Below are 22,980 nucleotides of genomic sequence, written 5' to 3' on the forward strand. Positions count from 1 at the left end.
GGTGGAAATGCCGCAAGATCAACCAGTTCAAGTCTTAATGTATTGGCAATGGCACCTATTACGGCTGCTGATGCTGCTAAAGGAATAGGACTGTTAAACATTATTGAAAAACCAAATACTCCTCCGAAGCTTGCTAGTAATCTTAGAAGCAGTAGTGCCGTTGCACTAAGGGAAAGTTCAGGAAAATCAAGAGGCTTCAGATTTAATATAAGAGCCATTATCCACGCTGTTATTGTTGCCACAACAATTATAACAATGGCATAGGCAAGTCGCTCAAGGCCTGAACGCATATCTAACTTTGACAAGTCAATACCACTGGTTATAAAAGGAAATCCCGGAATTATAAATAACATCGAGCATATATAACCCGCCTCGTGTTGAGGTGAAATGGCAAAAAATACTTCGGCAAATTTGAGTATTCCGGCATATACAAGGCATGCTAATGTTATAGATGAAACAATACATAAAAAAAGTGTAAAGTGATGCTCTGATAACTTACATCTCAAATAATTTCCCATTCCTGCTCCTAAAAAAGCACAAATCATTTCAAAGGGCCCACCACCAAGAAGAAACGTAAATGCCCCACAGGCAAGTGCCGCAGCAAGTCCCAGGGCAACAGGTGAGTAAAGACCATGTATATGTTCAATCTCATCAAGGTGGACATGAAGTTCCTCACCGGACATTTTAATACCTTCTGATGAAAAGTCATTTATAAAATGCTCTAAACGGTTAAGTTTGGATGTATTTACTCCTGTATTTGTAAGACAGAGAGACTGGGAAAAACAATTATCACCATCAAAACAGGTGTAGTCTATAGACATAAGACCAATGTTGGCGGTGCATGTTATTCCCAGCTGTTCAGACAAAGTATTCATGGAACTTCTCACACGCCATGCTCCTGTTCCACAGGATAAAAGCATAAGACCGGTACGTCCGATTATTGATGCCTTTTCAACAAGACCGGCATTTGTAATAGGAATGTTTCCCAAACTGTCAGCATAGTCATGCCAATAAATATCCATATGATTTTTTTTTATATTATTTTGAACCATATTATCACTCCCTAAAATATTATTAACTAAAATATAGTATAATTTTGCTGAAAATAATGTCAAGGTTTGTATCGGAATAGGTAATAATATGTTAGAAAATTTTAATCCACAGGGAAAATTAATACGTAGATTTTCCAGGCTTATGCCAATTAGTGGTGTTGTATTTTGACATATAACGTGGTATATTGTGTGGAAGTATGTAAGCAAGGAAAAAAGTGATATGAATAATAAGAGAATGAATGAATTGAACATAAAAGGGAAGATTGCTCTAGTGGCCATATTATTGATTTTAAGTTGCCTTGTGGGATATATGTTGTTGGTTATGGCTTATGGTATTCCAACAGATTATATGAAAGGCAATATGTCTGAAAGTGCCGGGATAATCAAAACAGAGGGAAGATATTTTAGAACTATGAACCGGGAAAATTCCCAGCTGGATAATTATACAGATTCATTAATGCTTTTAACAGCATCTCATCCCACAACAGAGAATGCGTGGAAAGGGGCAATTAATGTATCGAGATACTATAGGAGTGATAAAAAACCGGATGAGGTATTAGTGGACAAGTATCTGGGAAAGGGAAAAGGTTATAATGAGGTCCAATATTCAAGATATTGGCATGGATACCTTGTTTTTTTAAAACCTTTAATAGCTCTATTTGATTATGGTACAATCAGATATCTGTTAATGTTTCTACAAATAGGTTTATTTGCATTATTAGTATCAAAATCTTCGACTATAAATAAAAGACTTATATTCCCAATAATTTTTTTATGGATTTTTTTGAACCCTGTGTCAACAATGATGTCATTGCAGTTCGGTTCAGTGACTATAATAACATTTTGTGCAATGTTATTTATTTTATGTAAAAGCAGGAAATGGCAGGGAAATTTATTCTTATGGAATATTTTCTTTATGCTTGTAGGAATTATTACAAGTTATATGGATTTACTTACTTTCCCATTGATAACTCTAGGCATACCATTAACATTGTGGGTGTGTATGTATCAGAGGGATAAAGTTAAAGGCAATATTATGAATATTGTGGAAAAGTCGTTTTTTTGGGCTGTTGGATACGGCGGAATGTGGGCACTGAAATGGCTTCTTGGAAGCATAATAACAGGGCAAAACATAATACGAAATGCATTTGATACTATTGAGGTGAGAACATCCTCAAGTGCGGCTAAAGAGAAAATCAATTTTGTTAATGTATTATATAGAGAGTTTAAGGCTTCATATCAAATAGGGGTGGTTATAGCATTGATTATTTTAATTGTTATATTTGTTATAACATTATATAAAACAAGGCATATTAAGGTGAACAATATTATCCCATATGCCATAATGGCGTGTTATCCTATTGCATGGTATGTTCTTATTCAAAACCATTCATACATTCATTATTGGTTTGCATATCGTGAACTGGCAATATCTGTTTTTGCCGTATCACTATGTATTATGATGTTAATGAGGAAGGAAAATTATGGACAAGATTGCAGTTTTAATACCATGCTATAATGAAAGTAGTACAATAAGTAAGGTGGTAAAAGATTTTAAGAGGGTACTCCCGGAGGCTGTGGTATATGTATATGATAATAATTCTACAGATGGAACTGATAAAATAGCAGAAGAGGCCGGTGCCATAGTGCGTTATGAACATCGTCAGGGGAAAGGAAATGTTATAAGGAGAATGTTCCGTGAGGTAGATGCACAATGTTACATAATGACGGATGGAGATGATACATATCCGGCAGAATCAGCAGGAAAAATGGCGGATTTAGTGCTTAAAAAGAATGTTGATATGGTTGTAGGGGATCGTTTATCGTCTACATATTTTAAGGAGAATAAGAGACCTTTTCACAACATGGGAAATTCTCTCGTTAGAAAAAGTATAAATGTATTATTTAAAAATGATATTAAGGATATAATGACAGGACTTCGAGCCTTTAGTTTTGAGTTCGTAAAAACATTTCCCGTTTTATCAAAGGGATTTGAGATTGAAACGGAGATGAGTATACATGCCGTTGAAAAAAATATGTATGTTGAAAATGTAATTATAGATTATCGTGACAGGCCTGAGGGCAGCGAATCTAAATTAAATACATATTCAGACGGAATGAAAGTGTTGAAAACAATTGTAAAATTATATAGAACGTACAAACCCATGGGATTTTTTGGTGCAATTGCAATATTATTAGGTATCATTGCATTAATTAATTTTGTACCTGTTATGAAAATATATTTAGAAACAGGACTGGTTCCTAAGTTTCCAACATTAATTGTTTGTGGTTTTATGGTAGTGACAGCTGTTCAGTCATTTTTTGCAGGTCTTATGCTACAAACAATGATGCAGAAAAACAGGCAGGATTTTGAGATGGAACTGCAAAGGGTTTATGAACAGAAAAAACGTTTGCTTGAAGATAAATGAATTTAGGTTACATATGTTTAAAAAGAATTATAGAAGTTGCAGCATAACAGAAATGTAGAATACGTTGTTGTGCTGCTCTATTTTTAATACTCCGTTATATCTCTCGATAATTCCGGCAACTGATTCAAGACCGATACCAACCCCTTCATGTTTAGTGGAGTAGTAGGAGCCACTTTTATCTTTTCTAATTGCATTACTATATGTATTATCTATTGTAAATAGAAGAACATTATTTTGAACTTTTCCCTTTATTATTATATTTTTAGGCATGTCAGGTTTGGAAATGCACGCATACACTGCGTTTTCTATGAGATTTCCCACAACAACAGTAAGGTCAACATCCTCCACAGGTATGGAAGCGGGAATGTTTACATCTGCTTCAAAATCAATGTTATTGTCCTTGGCAATGCCATAAAAATGAGATATTAAAACATTAATTACTGTATTTTCACAGAAGCTCATAGGAGTATCATCAGGCAAAACATTTAAGAAAGATTCAAGATATTCCTTTAAATGAGGGTAATCATCCTGCTCTATATAACTTCTTATAACCGTTGAGTAATGTCTTAAATCGTGTCTTGCTCTTCTGGTTTCACTGATTTTATTTTGAAGATTAACAAATTGAAGCTGTTCCATTTTTAAACTGTGATTAGCATTTTCAAGTTGCATATTTTTATTATTTTCAGATAGCATACGGGCAATTATGTAATAAATCAAAAAGGCACCTAAATTAATTAAAAAAGAAATTATATTATTTTTAGGGTTAAGAGCCAACTGTAAACTTGATAAAGTAGAATTAAAGTATATATTGTAATACCAGATTAAATAAAAGGTGGATGGAACAAGCCATAAATAATGCCATATGTAATCCTGATTTCTAAGTAAAAGTACTGGTCTTAAAATCCTGTTTATAAAAAGGGATACTGCCGATAAAACCACTAATTGGGTAAATAATGTGGTTACACAGAAAGTCCACCTGTAAATGTCAGAAGCCATATCTGGAAATAGTAGTCCCTCTATACATTTTGAAAGGGAAACTATGAAATTTGAAATATTTGAAAGCATTAAAAGAACAAATAAGGACTTGCCAAATTTTGCCTTTACACAAAGAAAATAGAAAAATATGTAAAGAAAGGTACTCACTAAAGAAATCAAAGAAATGGCATTATCTGAGCCATATCCTGCACATAGTCCTAAAATTATCTGAATAAATGACGCTAAAACAATAAGCAGGGCTGTATTTTTTTGGGAAAATCTAAAGGAATCCCTAAATGGATACAACGCTACGGTAACATAGGGTAAAAAATTTAATAATGAATAAACTATTAATTCTTCAGTAGAAAAGCCCTGTGACATTATTTTAACATATCCTTTCTTAATTTTTGAAATAGAAAATCAGAGTATATGGTGTTTATATCCTTAATATTTCTACGGCTTATGGGAAGAGTCTCACCATTTGACATAGAAAAGGAATTGTCGGTTTTAGATTCAACTTCATAAAGATTTACAATAACACCCTTGAAACAATTAACTATATAAGAGTAGTTACATATCATTTCTTCCCATTGATGCTGTGACATGCGAAAGCACGGGTTATTACCATCCTTTTGATAGATAATAATTTTATGGTTTTCGTATTCAGTATATATAATATTTCTTGGATATATTTTAATACCTCCGGGAAGGGTTATAAACTGTGACAATTCAAAATCAAAGGAGCTTAATTTATGTATAAGGTTTTGTATATTGCTGTCACTGAAGGGTTTGACAAGATAATAAAAAGCATCAACCTGATAACTTTCAGTGGCAAATTCATTACTGGTGGTGCAAAATACAATTTGAACATTTTTGTCTGTTTTTCTAAGCTCGAAAGCCACATCCACACCGGTAAGCTTGTCCATAAATATATCAAGAAAAACAATATCATATTTGTTAGTGGAAAATTCCGATAAAAAGCTTTCACCATTTAAATATATGTCATAGGAAGTAATGTTAAAAGAGTTATTGGAATACTTTGTAATCATTGAAATTAAGGTGTCCATATCCTGTCTGTTATTGTCTACAAATGCCGCTCTCAAATTTTTCTCCTTTTTTGTATGAAATAGGTTGAAAACCATGAATTATTATAACACATAAACCATAAAAGGTAAAAAACATAACAAACCACTTAAGTAAGAAATTAACCGCTTGAGTCAGATTCGTTGATATTTGTATTGAAATAAACAATAATTGTTAATAACATTAGCTAACTGTGCATATAAATAACGTGGAGCGTTAAAAGCACCGGAATGCTGAAAAAGATGAAAGGAGTTATATATGAAAAAAGGAACAAAGAAAATTGTGTCAGGCATAATTTCAATGGTTTTGGCAGTTGTCATGGTTGTGACAATGCTTCCTACAGGTTCATTTAGCGTAGCTGCAGATGATTTGGGTATTGATATCGAATTAAATAGCTACCAGATTAACGGAACTTCAGGTGAGCAGGGAACAATTAAGCCTGTAGTGAAATATGGAGCCACAGTAATAACACATATTGTAAGTGTATCATACACATCTACGGATAGTGATATTATAAGTGTGGATAGTGATGGCGCATACATATTAAAGAAGGAAGGAACAGCTGTTGTAAAGGTTGCTGCAGAATATGAGGTAGCAGGCGGAAGTTCAAGTAGTGTTGTTACTTTGAATGGAACTCAGAGTATTGCAGTAACTGTTAAGAAGCCTGCGGGTACATTAAATGTTACTCCTTCTAGTGGAGAACTTTTAGTAGGAGAGTCATTAAAGATTTCACCTGTCGAAATTTGTGATGAAATGGATACAGCAACAGTTGTCAGAAGTTATTCAAGCAGTAGGGATGATGTTGCAACAGTAGATAATAACGGGACAGTTGCAGCAGTTGCTCCGGGAAAAGCAGTTATTACGGTTAAATCAGAGTTTCAGGATACTTATGGAAATTCACATATGTATACTAAAGATGTGGATATAACAGTTGCAAAGCCGGAAATAAGCTTAGTGGGAGGATTAGAACAGACAGTTGAAATAACTGAGGATAATCCAAATCCTATAGTTACATTTAAGGCAAATACATCAAACACCAATGATACGGTAGTATATACATTAACACCAAATGATGCAACAAAAGCAGAGCTTGGTGAAAATAGCATTACATTCCATGAACCGGGCATATATACTCTTACAGCTACACTTCCTACAGGTAATGTAAGTGCAAGTATTATTTATAAAGTAGTTAAAGTAGAAAAGCAGACACCTAAGCCAACTATAACTTCAAGTGCAAAAGAAGTAGAGATTAACTTAAGTGAAACTGATTCATTTAATTTAAAGTCAATTCTTACATCTTCCGAGCCGGTTATTGATTATGATATTTCCAGTCCTAAAGCACAAATTACAAATGATATAATAAGCTTTAGTGAAGTGGGATATTATACAGTTAAGGCAAGTGTAAGCAACACTGCAGGAAGTGCAAATACAACTATAATTTTCCATGTAACAGATACTACAAAAAAAGACAGTGGAACAATTAGCATAAATGGAGCTGACAGCTTTTCTTTAAGTGAAGTTGGAGCAACAGTAAAAGCTGAAGTTAGCGTAACAGAGTACAGTATTTCTGATGTATCATGGGAAAGCAATAATACAAAGGTGGCAGGTGTTACTAATGGAATTATTACTGCCAACGGAGAAGGAACAGCAATAATTACAGCAACTATTCCAAATGGTCAGTATGTAACATTTACTGTTAATGTTAAAGTTTCATCTTTGGAAATTGAATTAAATCAGCCGGTTTCATCAATTGAAGTTGTAAGCGGTGAATATTACAGTGAGAACTTAAAGAAGTATATTTCATTTAAAAATAATAATGGTGATGTAAATAAAGATTTAGCATGGCGTTCAAGTGATGAAAGCATTGTACAGGTTGTAGATGGATATGTATTAGGAAAAAATCCGGGAATTGCTGTTGTTATAGCTTACACAGCAGACGGATATTCTGTGTCTTTCCCGGTAACTGTAATAGGAAAACCTGAGCTTTCTGCCAGTGTAACGGAATATACTGTTGACATGAAGGATGTTAATGCCATAGCAGGTTTTGGAATTGACTTATCATCAGTAATTAGCCTTAAAAATTCCAACGAAGTAATTACATATGAAACATCAAACAATACAATATTAGATGTAAATAACTCAGGATTTGTTACATTTAAGAATGTTGGAATTGCTTATGTTACTGCAAAAGCAGGAAATGAGAAGATTACGTTTACATTCCATGTCATTGATACAACAGTACCGGAACCTATCAGAATAGTGTATACCACAAATGCTGAAAAGAGTTTTGATATGGTATTGGGACAGGAACCCAAGGATCTTATTCCAAGTATTTCATTAGTTCAGGATGGGGTTTTAAGTGCACCGGAGGTTAATTCGGAAAATGTAAAATGGTCATCTGATAATGAAAAAGTGGCAACAGTAGTAAATGGTATGGTAACCCCTGTAAGCGGAGGAAAGGCTGTTATAACTGCTACTACAAAGGACGGATATTTTGTTACATTTTCCGTTAATGTTTTAGTTAAACCTACTGTAGCATTTGGATTTAATAAGGCAGAAGTTGTGGAAGGAACAGCAGTAGATGTGGCGGTTAAAATTGCTCCTGAGTATGCAAATGTAACATATGAAGTAGAATTAGACGGCCAAACAGCTGATACTTCAACATATATGCTTGCTGAAAATGGTGACAGCATAACCTTTACACCGCTCGTAAACGGTAATTTTATAGTAAAGGCAAAAGTTACAGCTGATGGAACATCATTTTCTAAAACAGCTGAATTATCAGTGAAATCATTAAAGGATGTAGATAGCATAACCTTTACGGAAAATAATAAGATTCTATATACAGGAGATTCTTTTGATTTATCTTCATTAGTATTATGGAATGGAGGAACGTCTGAACCTTATAATACGGACATTACATGGACTAGTGCCAATGAAGAGGTTGTTTCTGTGGATAAAGCAGGAATAATAAAAGCTAAAAAAGCAGGAATGACAGTTATTTATGCTCAAAGCTATAATAACAAACGTGCTAAGATTACCATAGAAGTATTACAGCAGTTAGAAAATATCATTCTTTCTAAAGACAGTATTTCCCTGTGGGAAGGAGAAAGCGATGATATTGAGATAACTCCGGTACCCGCAGATGCAGATTATGAAAAGGTTGAGTATTCATCAGAGGATGATAGCATTGCCACAGTGGATGCAAGTGGTGAGATTAAAGCTATTTCAGGTGGAAAGACAAATGTGGTTGTAACTGCAAAATATACAGATAAAAATGGAAATCAGGCAACTATAGTAAGAAAAGTAAAAGTATTGGTAAAAGCAAGTGTAAAATCAGTTGAAATAAGAACTGTAAGTACAGACTCACCGGATACAATTTACTCAAAGAAAATAGGTGATAAAGTTCAGTTAAAAGCTGTTATTACTCCTGTAAATGCATATGACAAAAAGGTTTTATGGAGTGCAGAGGATGACGGTATTGCTACAGTAGACGCAAATGGAATTGTGACTACAAAGGGCAAAGGAACAACTTATATCTATGCAAAGTGCACAAGCGACGGATATGGTATGGATGGAAATGGTACACCGGCAGTAGGTATGATTAAAATCATAGTCGGTGGAGATGAATATTCTCTTAACATTACACCGGAAAGAAGTATCGTATATCCTGGTGAACAGATTAAATTTGATGCAGATCTTCTACCGGAAAATGCTGTTGAAGGTAAGGTTACATGGTCAGCTGACAGTAGTGATATAAGCCTTGATTCAAAGGGATATGCTACGGTATCTCCTGACGCATCAGCAGGACTTATAACTGTAACTGCAACTATGAAATTAGTTGATGGAGATGAGTATAAGGCTGAAGCTTTGGTATACGTTAAAACACCGGTTAAGACCATTGAATTTGAAAAATCTTCTATGAACTTGTACATATATGAAGATGTAAACCTTTCACCGGTATTTAATGGAGGAACAACTGTACCATCAGATACAAATATTAATTGGAGTGTAAAGGACAGTAGCATATTATCAGTGGATAGTTATGGAAAAGTTTATGCAAAGAAACTTGGCTCTACATGGGTTTATGCTACAGCATATAATGGAAAGAGAGCAGAGATATTTATAAATGTAATAGCTGCTCCAAAGAGCATTAAACTTAGCAGACATGGTATCACATGTTACAGTGGAGAAAGGAAAAATATAAGTTATACATTTAATCCTGATTACACTACACAAAAGGCAGTAACATGGACGTCAACTAACAAAGATGTAGCATATTACGATACAGCATCAAAGAAAATAGTTGCTGTTAGTGGAGGAACATGTTACATAACTGTAACCGCCAATGATACACATTTTGGAAATGTAAGTGACAGGGTTAAGGTTGTGGTTAAGCAGAGAACAACAGGTATTGAGATTTCAAAATCAAAACTCACAAAGAAAGTGGGTAATATGTTTAAGCTTTCAGCAACAGTGAAACCGTCAAATGCTTATAATAAGGCTATATATTGGACCAGTTCAAATGTAGCAGTTGCATCTGTTGATGAATTTGGTATTGTAACATGTCATAAAAAAGGAAAGGCTACAATAACAGCACTTACAACAGATGGATATGGAGCAAAATGCAAACTTACTGTAAAGAAGGGAAAGACCAAGATTAAGTACGGTGTTACAAATGTTAATGGCTTGTATATCAGAAAATCTCCAAGTTTACAGGGAGTTCAGTTAGGACAGTATAACGCCGGAGTATCGGTTACAATTGTAGGAAAAGTTGGAGAATGGTATAAAATAAAATACAAATCAGGATATGCATATCTTAGAAGTGCATATGTTACGGTTTTAACTTCAACAGGCAGCAGTTATAAAGGAAATAAATCTAATGCAGTAGTATCATCAACTACCGGTATTTATACGGGAGTAGGAACAGGGTTTAATACTGAGGCTCCAAAGGGAACGAGAGTGTTGGTAGTAAACAAGGTTGGAAATTATTATAAGATAAAGTACGGTACTAATGCACTTGGAACAGGATATGTTGCAGTAAACAGTGTAAGTCTTGATAGTGGATTTAAGTACGGTATAGCTACACCTTCTAAAAAAATTACAAAGAAGAAGGTAAGTAGTACACCGAATGTAACATTATTTAGAACTGCAAGAGTTTCATGCAAAACGGCAATTTATTCAAATGCCAGAGGAACCGGAAGAAAGTTAGGTATTGTTTCAAGAAATACAAGACTTGTACTTAACAGTCAGAAAATTAATGGTTACTATCAGGTGGTATTTAGTAATGGGGTAATCGGATACGTAAAGGGTTCAAAAATAAAGAAACTTAAATCTTTAGTTAAAAGGAATGTAAATAAAACAAACACTTTTATAAGGTACAATAAATAATAGGGATTATTAAAAAGGAAGCTGTTGCTAAGGCGGTTTATGTACGTTTTGGCAGCAGCTTTTTTATCAAAAAACGGATATTCATTGAAATTAGTGGCAAAACAAGGTAAGATATAGAGGAGATTTTGTAAAAATACATATTTGAGGAGAGAAAAAATGGGTGGTTTTTTTGGTGTAGCATCTAAAGAAGATTGCGTATTTGATTTATTTTATGGTATTGATTACCATTCACATTTAGGAACAAGGCGTGGAGGAATGGCTGTATTAGGAGAAGACGGATTTGACCGTGCAATTCATAATATAGAAAATTCTCCTTTTAGAACAAAGTTTGATAAAGATGTACAGAAAATGAAGGGTACATATGGAATAGGTTGTATTTCTGATTATGAGTCACAGCCATTAATAATACGTTCTATTCATGGAACTTATGCTCTTACAACAGTTAGCAAGATTAACAATGTTGACGAACTTATAAAGGATTTATTTAAAAACGGGCATACTCATTTTCAGGAAATGAGCGGAGGGGACATTAATGCCACAGAACTTGTAGCCACACTTATTGACCAGAAAGATAATTTAATTGATGGAATTAATTATGCCTTAGAAAAAATTGACGGTTCCCTGTCACTTCTTTTAATGAATGAGGCAGGTATATATGCTGCAAGGGATAAAATGGGACGTACACCTATTGCCATAGGAAGAAAAGAAGATGCTTTTTGTGCTGCTTTTGAAAACTTTTCTTATAAGAATCTTGGATATTCAGATTATAAGGAATTAACACCGGGAGAAATTGTTGTTATGACTCCAAAGAATTGTGTTACATTATATAAGCCTGATAATGACATGAAGATATGTACATTTTTATGGGTTTATTATGGATATCCTGCAAGTTCATATGAAGGAATCAGTGTTGAAAAAATGCGTTATAACTGTGGTGAAAAAATGGCAAAGCGTGATAATGTTCACCCTGATATTGTTGCAGGAGTTCCGGATTCAGGAATAGCCCATGCTGTAGGGTATGCCAATGAATCAGGAATACCTTTTTCAAGACCGTTTATTAAGTATACACCTACATGGCCCCGTTCTTTTATGCCTACAATGCAAAGCAAGAGGGATATGATAGCTAAAATGAAACTTTTGGCAGTAGAGGATTTAATTAAAGATAAGAGTCTTTTGCTAATAGATGATTCAATAGTACGTGGAACACAGCTAAGGGAAACAACGGAGTTTTTATATCAAAGTGGTGCTAAGGAGGTACACATAAGACCGGCATGTCCTCCATTATTATATGGATGTAAATACCTTAACTTTTCCCGTTCCCGTTCTGATATGGACTTAATTACAAGGCGTGTAATAGAAAGATTAGAAAATGGAAAGGTAACGGAAGAAGTATTGCAGGAGTACGCTGATCCTGAATCTGAGAAATACGAAAATATGGTTGAAGAAATCAGAAAAGAATTGAATTTTACATCTCTTAGATTTAACAGATTAGATGATATGCTTGATTCAGTAGGAATTGATAAAAGTAAATTATGTACTTTCTGTTGGGATGGAAAGGAATAAAAAGCAATTATAAGTATAGGCTATTGCATTAAAGAAGAAATGCAGTAGCCTTTTTTTGTTATTAGTATCTGAATTTTAGAAAGTATTTATTGGAAACAACAATTTAAGTAAAATTAAAATGTATTTTAATGATTATACGGCATAAGTGATATGGCATTTTATGGTAAGTCCTAGGCTATGAAAGATTTTAAGTTTCTGATATGTTCATCAAGGTCAATGTAATTTTCAAGCAGAGTAAGAAACTGAGGTTTGTCAGAATCATAAATTTCTTTACAATCTTCAAAAATATCTGCCAAAGTGAGTTGTTTTTGTGGTATCATAGTAATGTCTCCTTTCGGGGCGTGATTTATGGTTTTTAGTCAACTCTATTATATCACAAACCGTGAGGAGATTTTTGATTTTAGCAACAAAAAAATGCCGTATTTATGCGGCTTTTGGCGTTTCGCAAACGCCTAGAAAGGAGAACTATATGAAAAGGATAGTGGCATATGCAATGCCAGTGATTTTGGCGTTTCGCAAACGCCTGGTAAATGTAAAAGGAAAGGGAGGAGGAAATATGATGAAAAAGCATTTGAAAAAAGTTGTTTCATTTGCCTTAGTTTTGAGTATGGCTTTTCCGGTAGGCATGTCATACAGAGAGACATCAGTAGAAGCAAAAGTGATTGATTCGGATTATAATAAGGACGTTTTGTGGTCTACATCCTTTGAATCAGCAGATGGATTTAAAACTTCTACAGTAGATGATAAGAAGGGCACCGCCAATATTGCAACAAATGAACTAAGGTATCAGATAAATGGAAATTTATCCGGTGAAATCGAGAGTTACTCGGGAAGTGCCGCGAAAAATGATAATGAAGTTTTGAAAAATTTGTTTGACGGAGACTCTGGAACAAAATATTTAACTGAGGCAAAGCCGTCGGAAGTTATTGTAAAACTAAAGAGTCAACAGGTTATAAAATCGTATGCGATAACTTCTGCGAATGATGCTTCCGGAAGAGACCCTAAGAATTGGAGTCTTCAGGGTAGAAATTCGGATAATGAAAGCTGGGTAACCATCGACAATAAAACAAATCAGGTGTTTAATGGCAGATATAAACAAAATTATTTTGAATTGGATAACAGCACAGCATATAGCCAGTATAGATTGCGGATTACAGCAAATAAAAATGGTGGTTCCATGACACAATTTTCAGAGTTTATTCTTGCAACAGGCAAGTGTCAGGAAGTTGGTGCTTCTATTAGCAAAATGAATAGTGAGATTACTTCCGGACCGAGCGATGCATGGAATCAAAAATCCAATGTGGGTTGGACAGGAAGCCACTCTCTTGTATGCAAGGGAGCTCATGTAGGAACTGGTCATGCATATTCTTATAATGTTATTTATGACAACTTGAATCTTACAGTAAGTGATAATACAAATTTAAGATATGTAATTTTTCCTTCCATGTCTAATGGAGACGAATATGACTATGAATATACACAGATGCATATGGCTGTGGATTTAAAGTTTAAGGATGGAACTTATTTAAGTGAGTTAGGTGCAATTGATCAAAATGGAAATAAGGTGGATGCACAGTCTCAGGGAGATAGTCGTACACTGGTGGCACAACAGTGGAATGAAATTTACAGCAAAATTGGTGATGTGGCAAGGGGAAAAGTCATTGAAAAGATTTTGGTTGTGTACGATATGAAAGCTCATAATGCGGGGGCTTTAGCAAAATTCCAGACATATTTTGATGACATTGAAATATATAATCAGGATTATCCGGTATATTCTCATTTATCAGATTATGTAAATATTCTAAGAGGAACGAACAATACAGGAAACTTCTCCAGAGGGTTGACAATTCCGGCAGTAACAGTGCCAAACGGATTCAACTTTTGGATTCCTGCAACCAACGCAAGCAGTAATTCGGCTTATGAATATCAGAAAACAGATGAATTTCGTTGTATGAGAATAAGCCATGAACCGTCTATATGGGTTGGTGATAGAGGAACCTGGCAATTTATGGTAAATACCAGCAAAGATTATAATACAAATGACGATTATGGATTGGGAACGTTAAAAGCAAACTTTAGTCATGATAATGAGGTAGCAAAAGCGCATTATTATAAAGTTTCTTTTGATGGCAATGGAGGCGATGCAGCAAATTCACAGATAGAGCTGACACCGACATCTCATGGTGCAGTGGTACGGTTTACTTATAATAACACGGCAAACAAGAGTGTTATCTTTGATTGTGCCAATGGTGGAAGTAAGACCGAATATAGCGGAAATACATTTAAAACATATTCTGACCATACAGGGAATGGTTCGAAGCGTATGTACATTTACGGAGAATTTAGTGAGACTCCTAAGGGAACTAAAATAAATGACAGGAAAAGTATTGCATCCTTTAATTCCAATACAGTTACAATGAAACTTGCCACATCATACATCAGCTATGATCAGGCAAAGAAGAATTTGAAACTTGAAATTGGGGGAGACAGTTTTGAAACGGTTTATAACAAGGCACAGTCTAAATGGGATAATCAGCTTGGAATTATCACAGATGTTAAAGGCGCAAATTATGAACAGTTAGTTACACTTTATTCTTGTATTTACCGTATGTATTGTTATCCAAATCTTATGTCAGAAAATACAGGGTCAAACAGTAATCCGGTTTGGAAATACAAGAGTCCTTACAAAGATGATAATGCAGCTCCTGTGGAGGGAAAGATTTATATTAATAATGGTTTCTGGGATACATATCGTACTGCATGGTCAGGGTATGGACTGTTTACACCGTCCAAAGCAACAGAGTTGTTAAACGGTTTGGTACAGCATTATAAAGATCAAGGATGGGTTCCAAGGTGGATTGCGCCGGGTGGAACCAACAGTATGGTGGGAACAAGCAGTGATGCTATTTTTGCCGATGCAATGGTGAAGGGCATATCATTTGATTATGAAAATGCATACAAGTCCGCATTGAGAAATGCAGCTACTGTATCCGATAACCTTACAAATGGAGGAAGAAAGAAATTAAATATTTCGAACTTTATCGGATATGTACCTGCTGATGAAAATGAAAATTTCTCATGGTCCATGGAAGGATATATTAACGATTATGGAATTGCTCAGATGGCAAAGAAATTGGCAAATCAGACGAACGATGCAACAAAGAAAGCAAACTATATGTCTGAATATTACTACTATCTAAACAGAGCAAAGAACTATTCCCTCTTATTTGACAATTCTGGTTTTGATGCCACGTCAAAATGGTTGAGAGGAAGAAAAGCTGACGGTTCTTTGAATTTAGGAAACAGTGACAATAATACGGGATTTAATCCATTCTGGTGGGGGGCAGATTATACAGAAACCAATGCATTTAACATGGCAGTTTCTGTACCACAGGATGGACTTGGACTTGCAAACTTATATGGCGGTCGCGACCAGTTGGCAGACAAGCTTGATACAATCTTTACAACTGATGGAGGATATATTGGATATGGCGCCATGGATGGTGTTGGCGGTATTCATGAACAGAGGGAAGCAAGAGAAGTAAAACTGGGTCAGTATGGACACAGCAATCAGCCGGCCCATCATATTCCATATATGTATCTGTACTCATCCCGTCCGTGGGAGACACAGAAGTATGTAAGAGACATTCTTGCAAGATGTTATGCAGGAAGTACCTTTGGGCAGGGTTATATTGGTGATGAAGATAATGGTGAAATGTCAGCATGGTATGTATTGTCTTCCATCGGCTTTTATCCATTGTCAATGGGAAATGATGAATTTGCTATCGGTTCACCACAGTTTGAAGAAGTAACTGTTAATTTGGAAGGAAATAAAAAACTGGTAATTAAGGCAAATAACAATAGTAGGGAAAATGTGTATGTAGACAGTATGTACGTTAATGGAGAAAAGTATGATAAAACATTTATAAAATACGAGGATTTAATTAAAGGTGGAACAATTGAATTTAATATGTCCTCAACACCTAATAAAGAGCGCGGACTTGAACAGGATAGCCTTACATCCATAACTACAGGTGACAATAAGCCGCAAGTATATACGGACTATTCAAAGGATGCCGATAAGTCTTCAAGTACAGGAGTGACTACATTGGATAACTTATTTGATGATAATTCAGATACAGAGACAAAGGTTGATAATACAACTACACTTATGTTTAAGTTTACCGATAAAAAAGCTGTAAGAATGTTGACTCTGACATCATCAAAATCAGGAAGAACACCGGATAGGGCACAGGTGTATGGCGATAATGAAGATGGTAACTGGGTTTTACTGGGAGACTACCATGACAGTGGCAGCTTGTTCTTTAATGTTTGGGGCAAGTATACAAGACCATTTGGAATAAGTGCAGACAAAGTGGGCAAATACTCAAGATATAAAGTTGTTCTTACAGGAACAGATGCTTATTTGTCAGAAGTTGAGATGCTGGGATATAAGGATAACGGAATATTAAAGAGTGATTTAAAAAATGCCATTGATGTAGCAAAATCAATAGACACTACAGGTGAATATCTGCCTATTGCAAAACGTCTTGAAAATAATTTAAAAGAGGCATGCAGTGTGTATGATAATGGAGAAGCATCAGATGATGAAATTCTAAAAGCTTATCAGTCATTGGGTAGAATTGTGGACATTGAGAAGAAGACAATTAAAATACATGATGCAAGCAAAGTAGAAGCAGAAGAGTTTGATGCAAAGTCCGACCATATAGTTAATGATGGCAAAAACATTGGTGGAGTGAAAAATAATACATGGGTAAGATATGACAGTGTGTACTTTAACGGTTTGGCATCTCAGGTAAGCTTTAACTATTCGGGACAAAAGAGTGATGCAGGCGGATATGCACAGGTGTATATAGACAGCAAGGTAGGAGAACCTGTAGCAACTATTAATCTTCCGGTTACAGGAGATAATTGGAGTACATATACTACTGTAAGTCAGCAGCTTGAAAAATCCATAAGTGGTCTTCATGATGTATATATTGTATTTAAGAATGATGGCTCACATAAACATGTGGCAAATGTTGACAATATTGCCTTTGATGTAAAAAGTGTTGAGGGAAAGGAAGATGTTGTTATTTCAGATAAGATAAATATTGAGGGATTCCAGATAAGTCAGACTAACTGGGGCTTAAGAACGGTTTCCTCTGTAGAACCTGAAATCGATGGCAGGAAAGTAGTAGAGTATGGTAATATTTATGCTGTAGACAACGGAGAAGTTAAAAATAAAGATATGGTAGTTGGAAGCACCAGTAAATATGTTGCGGCTTTTAAGTCTACGGAAAAAGGTATTATTAACAAAAAGTTCTCTGCATCAGATACGGCAACCAACTATGTAATGACAATGAAGGATAATGGAAGCACCAAGGCGGCATATACTCAGGAATACCGAATAAGAGGATATGCAAAACTTTCAGATGGAAGTTATGTATACAGTAGTGTTTCATATTTTTCAATATATAGAGTATCAAAATTATTGTATGATAATTGCAAGATGAGCACCAACAGAGCTCACGAATATTTGTACAATAACATATTAAAGGTGGTTGACCCTGAATACAAACCGGTAGATTACAACTGGGGAAGTATTGTAGTAAGACCTAAATAAATAAGTAAGTAAAGCAGTTCTCTGATTATGGCAAATAAGCTATAGTCAGGGAACTTTTTTTTTTGCGCCTAAAATAAAAAATGAAACATAGTAATAAAAAAATGATACTGGTATAATGGGTATTGTAAATGACATTAAAGTCAAGGAGCGGAAGAAAAGGAGGAAATTATGGAAAGGAAGAAAAAACATTTCAGTAAGCTTTTAAAAAAAATTATGGCAGTTGCATTAACCTGTGCGCTGACTTTAGGAATGGCAAATGTTCCCGGATGGAATCAGCCGGGAGAAGTGTTAGGAGCAACTACCGCAATTACATCCATGAGCTATTATCCGGGAGAAAATGGCCCTACGATTACCCATTCGGCAGTAGGAGAGGCAAGTTACGGATTTGTTATGCCTAAATTTAACGGCAAGGAAAGCAGCGAACTGTCAATTGCCGACGTGGAAAAGGATTTGCAGGTATATGTAAGACAGCAGGAAGGTACAAAGGGACAGTGGAAAAAAATAGAAGATGTTGAGTATTTCAAATGGAATGACACCTGGGCATGGGAGTACCAAAGCTGGGGTGGCTGGGTATGCTGGATGAAATTAACTGAAACCACTGAACTTAAATTTCATGGAAAAACAAATGATGTTGACTTAATTTATAACCTTGTATTAAACAAACTTGATAAGCTTAAGCTTACAAGTATTACAACAACAGAGGCAAATATAACAGCTGATTCAACAGGAGGTTCAGCAACCCATTGGGGACTTTGGACTTTTAATGGTGATAAAAACATTAAATATGAACAGGTTCAGGATGATATTAACATTTTGGTAGATAATCATGATGGAAAGGGATTTGTTAAATTTTTAAGCAATGCTTCATCAGGATTTTTATGGGATCAGAATTTTGGTTATTATTCAGAGGGTGACGGAGGTTACTGGTTTAAAAATATAGGCTGGTCATTTACCCTTCGTTTCCAAAAAGTAGGTAACAGCAGTATTTATCAGGACGTAAATGTTACATATACTGAGCCTGCAAGAAGTAATTATAATCTTACATCTTACGATGGAAAAACATCTTATGATGCAGGTTCCGTAGAAACAGCATCTGTAGGAATACCACTTCCTAAAATTGGAGGAACCAGTGCAATTAAAAAGGATTTGGAACTGTTTAAATATGAAGTTAAGGTAAATAATGTATGGATTCCTCTTACGGATGTAGCCACAAGCGGATGGGTTTATCAGGGAAATGGATTTAATAACAGTTCCATAAGCCAGCAATGGGGATATTTTGTTGATAACATATATGGATTATGGTTCCAGCCTGTTAAGAGGGATACAGAGATTAGAATAAGCTACCCAAAAGATGGAAAGAAAGGCGGAGATATGAGTGGAAATTCCGTAACATATACAATAAAAGGAAATTCATCATATAAAGATAAGCTTCCATCAGACATGGCAGATATAACAGTAGAAGACAGTTCAAATCCTTATACACCATCAGGCTGGAAAATGATTTGGAATGATGAGTTTACGGGAAATAAACTTGACACAACTAAGTGGAACTATCAGGAAGGTTTTCTGTTAGATGTAAATGATATTAACACTGCCGGATGGGGAAATCAGGAGTTAGAGTATTATACAAAAGATAATGTATCTGTTTCAGATGGCAATTTGAATATTATTATGAAAAAGCAGTCAAAGGAATTTTCACAGAAAAATGATTCCACAAAGAAGGCAACTGCAAAATATTCATCAGGAAAAATAACAACTCAAAATAAATTTTCCGTTAAATACGGAAGAGTGGATTTCAGGGCAAAAATGCCTACAGGAACAGGTGTATGGCCGGCAATGTGGATGCTTCCAAATGACTCAAGATATGGCTCATGGCCTCTTTCAGGAGAAATAGATGTATTTGAGGGACGTGGAAGAACACCGGATATGGTTTTTGGTACTCTTCACTATGGCGCACAGTGGCCTAACAATATAAACACATCAGATGTATTTAATATGGTGCAGGATGGAAAGAAAAAAACAGGAATTGCAGACTGGCATGTATACAGCGTTGTGTGGGATGCAGAAATAATAAAGATATACTGTGACGGTAAGTGCTATTTTAAATGCACATACGGGGAATGGTATTCAGGCTCAGACAGAGGAAATGCCTATGCACCTTTTGACCAGAGATTTTATCTGATTTTAAATCTGGCTGCAGGAGGAACTTTTGACAGCGGTTACGTTCCTGATGATAGTTTTACATCAGGGCTTATGAAGGTAGATTATGTAAGGGTATATCAGAAAATATTAAGAGACACAGAAGATGAGAAACCGGACAAGAATAAGGGAGTTACTACTGATGGAGCCCATGACCACCTGTACGGTGATTACAAATTAGGAACAAAGACTCCTGAAAATCCTACAACAAAGCCGGCAGTGGAAAATCCTACAACAAAGAATGCAGTGGAAGTGCCTACTAATAATGGCAATAAAAAACCTAATTCGCTGAAGAAAGCATTGGCAAAGACTAAGATAACTAAGGCGGTTAAGAAGAAAAAAGCTGCTAAGTTAAGTCTTAAATTTAAGAAGGTTAAAGGGGCAAAGAAGTATAAAGTTCAGATTGCCTCTAATAAGAAATTTAAGAAAGTTTTGCTTAAAAAGACCGTGAAGAAAGTTACCGTGGTAATAAAGAGCAGAAAGCTTAAGGGAAAGAAAAAGCTTTATGTAAGGGTAATGGCAGTAGGAGCAAAGAAATGGTCAAAAGTTAAAAAAGTTAAAATAAAATAGAATAAATTAAAATTATAAAAACCGTAGTTCTATGTGCAAGTACATTAAGTGTATTTTTACAGGAAACTGCGGTTTTACTTATATTTAGTGCAAAGCCGGTTTTAATCATTACCTAATGGCTTCACCAAAATTCAAAAAATATTGTATCATAAAAAACAGGTTAAATTTGGTATTAACTTATGTAGCGTAGAATGAGAGGAGAAGATATGAGCAATTACATAGGAAGTAGCAAACAGAAATTAGATAATAAATTAATTGGATTAATTGTTATTGTGGCGATGACCTTTATTTCAATTAATTTAGAAGCAGTTGGAGTATACAATATTAAAGCTGACGGAAATGTGACAAATATTTTAATTTTTAATTGCGAAAAATATTTTTGTATCCTACAATAGAAGGTACAAATATATTTGGTAGTCGTATTTGACATACCGCAGGAGGAAATTATGGGAAAATCACAGAAGAAATGGAAACTTAAAAAGATTTCCGTATTTATGTCAGTGGTGGCACTAATGACACTTATATGTGCAACGGTAGTTGTGGCAGGGGACGATGCAGATTACGTTCCGTCATTATATGCTACGGCTTGGGCACTTTTGCCACCGGTGGTAGCTATTGCATTGGCATTAATTACAAAAGAAGTGTATAGTTCACTTTTTATAGGGATTTTAGTAGGGGCAATTTTGTATGGAACAAATCCTGAAACGGTTGTTATGCATGCTTTTAAAGGTGGATTCGTAAGTGTGTTATCAGACGGTGACCATGTGGGAATTTTAATATTCCTTGTAATCCTTGGAACTATAGTTGCACTTATGAACAAAGCAGGTGGCTCGGCAGCTTTTGGTAAATGGGCAGGAGAGCATATTAAAACAAGAGTGGGAGCTCAGTTAGCAACAATTTTATTGGGAGTTTTGATTTTTATTGATGACTATTTTAACTGCCTTACAGTAGGAAGTGTTATGAGACCTGTTACGGATAAACATAATATTTCCCGTGCGAAGCTTGCGTACATAATTGATGCAACAGCTGCACCGGTGTGTATAATTGCACCAATTTCTTCATGGGCAGCAGCAGTTAGCGGATGCGTAGAGGGAGAAGATGGTCTTTCGTTATTTGTAAAAGCAATTCCTTATAACTATTATGCAATTCTTACAATTGTTATGATGGTTTCAATGGTTTTACTTAAAGTTGAATTCGGACCAATGGCAAAGCATGAAAAAAATGCAAAAAATGGTGATTTATTTACAACAGGAAAGGAAATTGATTCATCAGAGGATTATGGTGCTGAGAAAAAAGGTAAGGTTAAAGACCTGTTAATTCCAATTATATGTCTTGTTGTATGTTGTGTTATTGGAATGATATATACAGGTGGATTCTTCAGTGGAGTAGGATTTATTGAGGCATTTTCCAACAGTAGTGCGTCAGTAGGTTTGTCATTGGGAAGTTTCTTTGGATTGGTAATTACCATATTGTTATACGTAATTAGAAGGGTGTTACCGTTTAAGGAATGTATGGATTGCCTTGTTGAGGGATTTAGGGCAATGGTACCTGCTATTTTGATACTTATTATGGCATGGACACTTAAGGCTATGACAGATTCCCTTGGAGCAAGTGACTTCGTGGCTAATTCCATGAAGTCAGTAGCAGGAGATTTCGTAAATTTCTTGCCGGCAATTATTTTCCTTGTTGCATGTTTCCTTGCTTTTGCAACAGGAACATCCTGGGGAACCTTTAGCATATTAATACCTATTGTTGTGGCTGTTTTCCAGAAGGACAATTATGAACTCATGATTTTAGCTATTTCAGCATGTATGGCAGGAGCTGTATGTGGTGACCACTGTTCACCAATTTCGGATACCACTATTATGGCATCAGCAGGGGCACAATGTGAACATGTAAATCATGTATCTACACAGCTTCCATATGCAATAGTTGCAGCAGCAGTATCTTTCCTATCCTTTATTTTGGCAGGTTTTATTCAGAATCCATGGATTGTACTTCCAATAGCAATAGCGTTGATGGTAGGACTTATTGTGTTTATTAGGATTTTAAATAATTATCAGCAAAAAGCTGAATAGATGTAAAAGGGGCT

General features: G+C 35.3%; 12 protein-coding genes. 8 read left to right on the top strand and 4 right to left on the bottom strand.

Annotation, left to right across the window (positions count from 1 at the left end; all coding sequences use genetic code 11):
* Positions 1–1,052: threonine/serine exporter family protein (locus Q5O30_RS10210; protein WP_302674692.1), on the bottom strand; the 1,052-nt coding region annotated here is incomplete at its 3' end.
* A 220-nt stretch (positions 1,053–1,272) separates the two neighbouring features.
* Between Q5O30_RS10210 and Q5O30_RS10215 the strand changes: the two genes are divergently transcribed.
* Positions 1,273–2,571 (top strand): hypothetical protein, encoded by a 1,299-nt coding sequence (locus tag Q5O30_RS10215; RefSeq protein ID WP_021953648.1) that lies wholly within the window; start codon positions 1,273–1,275, stop codon positions 2,569–2,571.
* The gene (locus Q5O30_RS10220; RefSeq protein WP_021953649.1) at positions 2,537–3,481 is read left to right on the top strand and encodes a glycosyltransferase family 2 protein; all 945 of its coding nucleotides are present in this window, start codon (positions 2,537–2,539) and stop codon (positions 3,479–3,481) included. Before Q5O30_RS10215 ends, Q5O30_RS10220 begins: the two co-directional genes overlap by 35 nt.
* A 27-nt stretch (positions 3,482–3,508) precedes the next feature.
* On the opposite strand, the gene Q5O30_RS10225 is transcribed toward Q5O30_RS10220, so the two are convergent.
* Together Q5O30_RS10225 and Q5O30_RS10230 are read right to left on the bottom strand one after the other, a co-directional pair.
* Positions 3,509–4,837: a sensor histidine kinase gene (locus Q5O30_RS10225; protein WP_021953650.1), complete on the bottom strand. Its 1,329-nt coding sequence runs from the start codon at positions 4,835–4,837 to the stop codon at positions 3,509–3,511.
* Complete coding sequence (locus Q5O30_RS10230) at positions 4,837–5,559, bottom strand: LytTR family DNA-binding domain-containing protein (RefSeq protein WP_021953651.1); 723 nt, start codon at positions 5,557–5,559, stop codon at positions 4,837–4,839. Before Q5O30_RS10230 ends, Q5O30_RS10225 begins: the two co-directional genes overlap by 1 nt.
* 238 nt (positions 5,560–5,797) lie before the next feature.
* On the opposite strand from Q5O30_RS10230, the gene Q5O30_RS10235 reads away from it, so the two are divergent.
* Both Q5O30_RS10235 and Q5O30_RS10240 read left to right on the top strand, forming a co-directional pair.
* Positions 5,798–10,930, top strand: a complete 5,133-nt coding sequence (locus tag Q5O30_RS10235; protein WP_021953652.1) for an Ig-like domain-containing protein — start codon at positions 5,798–5,800, stop codon at positions 10,928–10,930.
* 156 nt (positions 10,931–11,086) lie between these two features.
* Entirely contained in the window at positions 11,087–12,493 is a 1,407-nt protein-coding gene (locus Q5O30_RS10240) for an amidophosphoribosyltransferase (protein ID WP_021953653.1), read from the top strand.
* Between the two features lie 170 nt (positions 12,494–12,663).
* Here Q5O30_RS10240 and Q5O30_RS10245 read toward each other — a convergent pair whose 3' ends face one another.
* Positions 12,664–12,813 (bottom strand): hypothetical protein, encoded by a 150-nt coding sequence (locus Q5O30_RS10245; protein WP_302674722.1) that lies wholly within the window; start codon positions 12,811–12,813, stop codon positions 12,664–12,666.
* Positions 12,814–12,962: 149 nt separating this feature from the next.
* Between Q5O30_RS10245 and Q5O30_RS10250 the strand changes: the two genes are divergently transcribed.
* The 4 genes from Q5O30_RS10250 to Q5O30_RS10265 all read left to right on the top strand — a co-directional run bounded on the left by Q5O30_RS10250 (position 12,963) and on the right by Q5O30_RS10265 (position 22,966).
* Positions 12,963–18,119: a GH92 family glycosyl hydrolase gene (locus Q5O30_RS10250; RefSeq protein ID WP_302674693.1), complete on the top strand. Its 5,157-nt coding sequence runs from the start codon at positions 12,963–12,965 to the stop codon at positions 18,117–18,119.
* Between the two features lie 168 nt (positions 18,120–18,287).
* Entirely contained in the window at positions 18,288–20,888 is a 2,601-nt protein-coding gene (locus tag Q5O30_RS10255; protein WP_021953655.1) for a glycoside hydrolase family 16 protein, read from the top strand.
* 206 nt (positions 20,889–21,094) lie between these two features.
* Positions 21,095–21,283, top strand: coding sequence for a hypothetical protein (locus Q5O30_RS10260; RefSeq protein WP_021953656.1), 189 nt, complete (start codon positions 21,095–21,097; stop codon positions 21,281–21,283).
* 51 nt (positions 21,284–21,334) lie between these two features.
* Positions 21,335–22,966 carry a Na+/H+ antiporter NhaC family protein gene (locus Q5O30_RS10265; RefSeq protein WP_021953657.1) on the top strand — a complete coding sequence of 544 codons (1,632 nt, stop codon included), beginning with the start codon at positions 21,335–21,337 and terminating at the stop codon, positions 22,964–22,966.
* The last annotated feature ends 14 nt before the right edge of the window (positions 22,967–22,980 follow it).

The organism is Eubacterium sp. CAG:161, from assembly GCF_000432355.1.
Lineage (GTDB): Bacteria > Bacillota > Clostridia > Lachnospirales > Lachnospiraceae > Eubacterium_G > Eubacterium_G segne.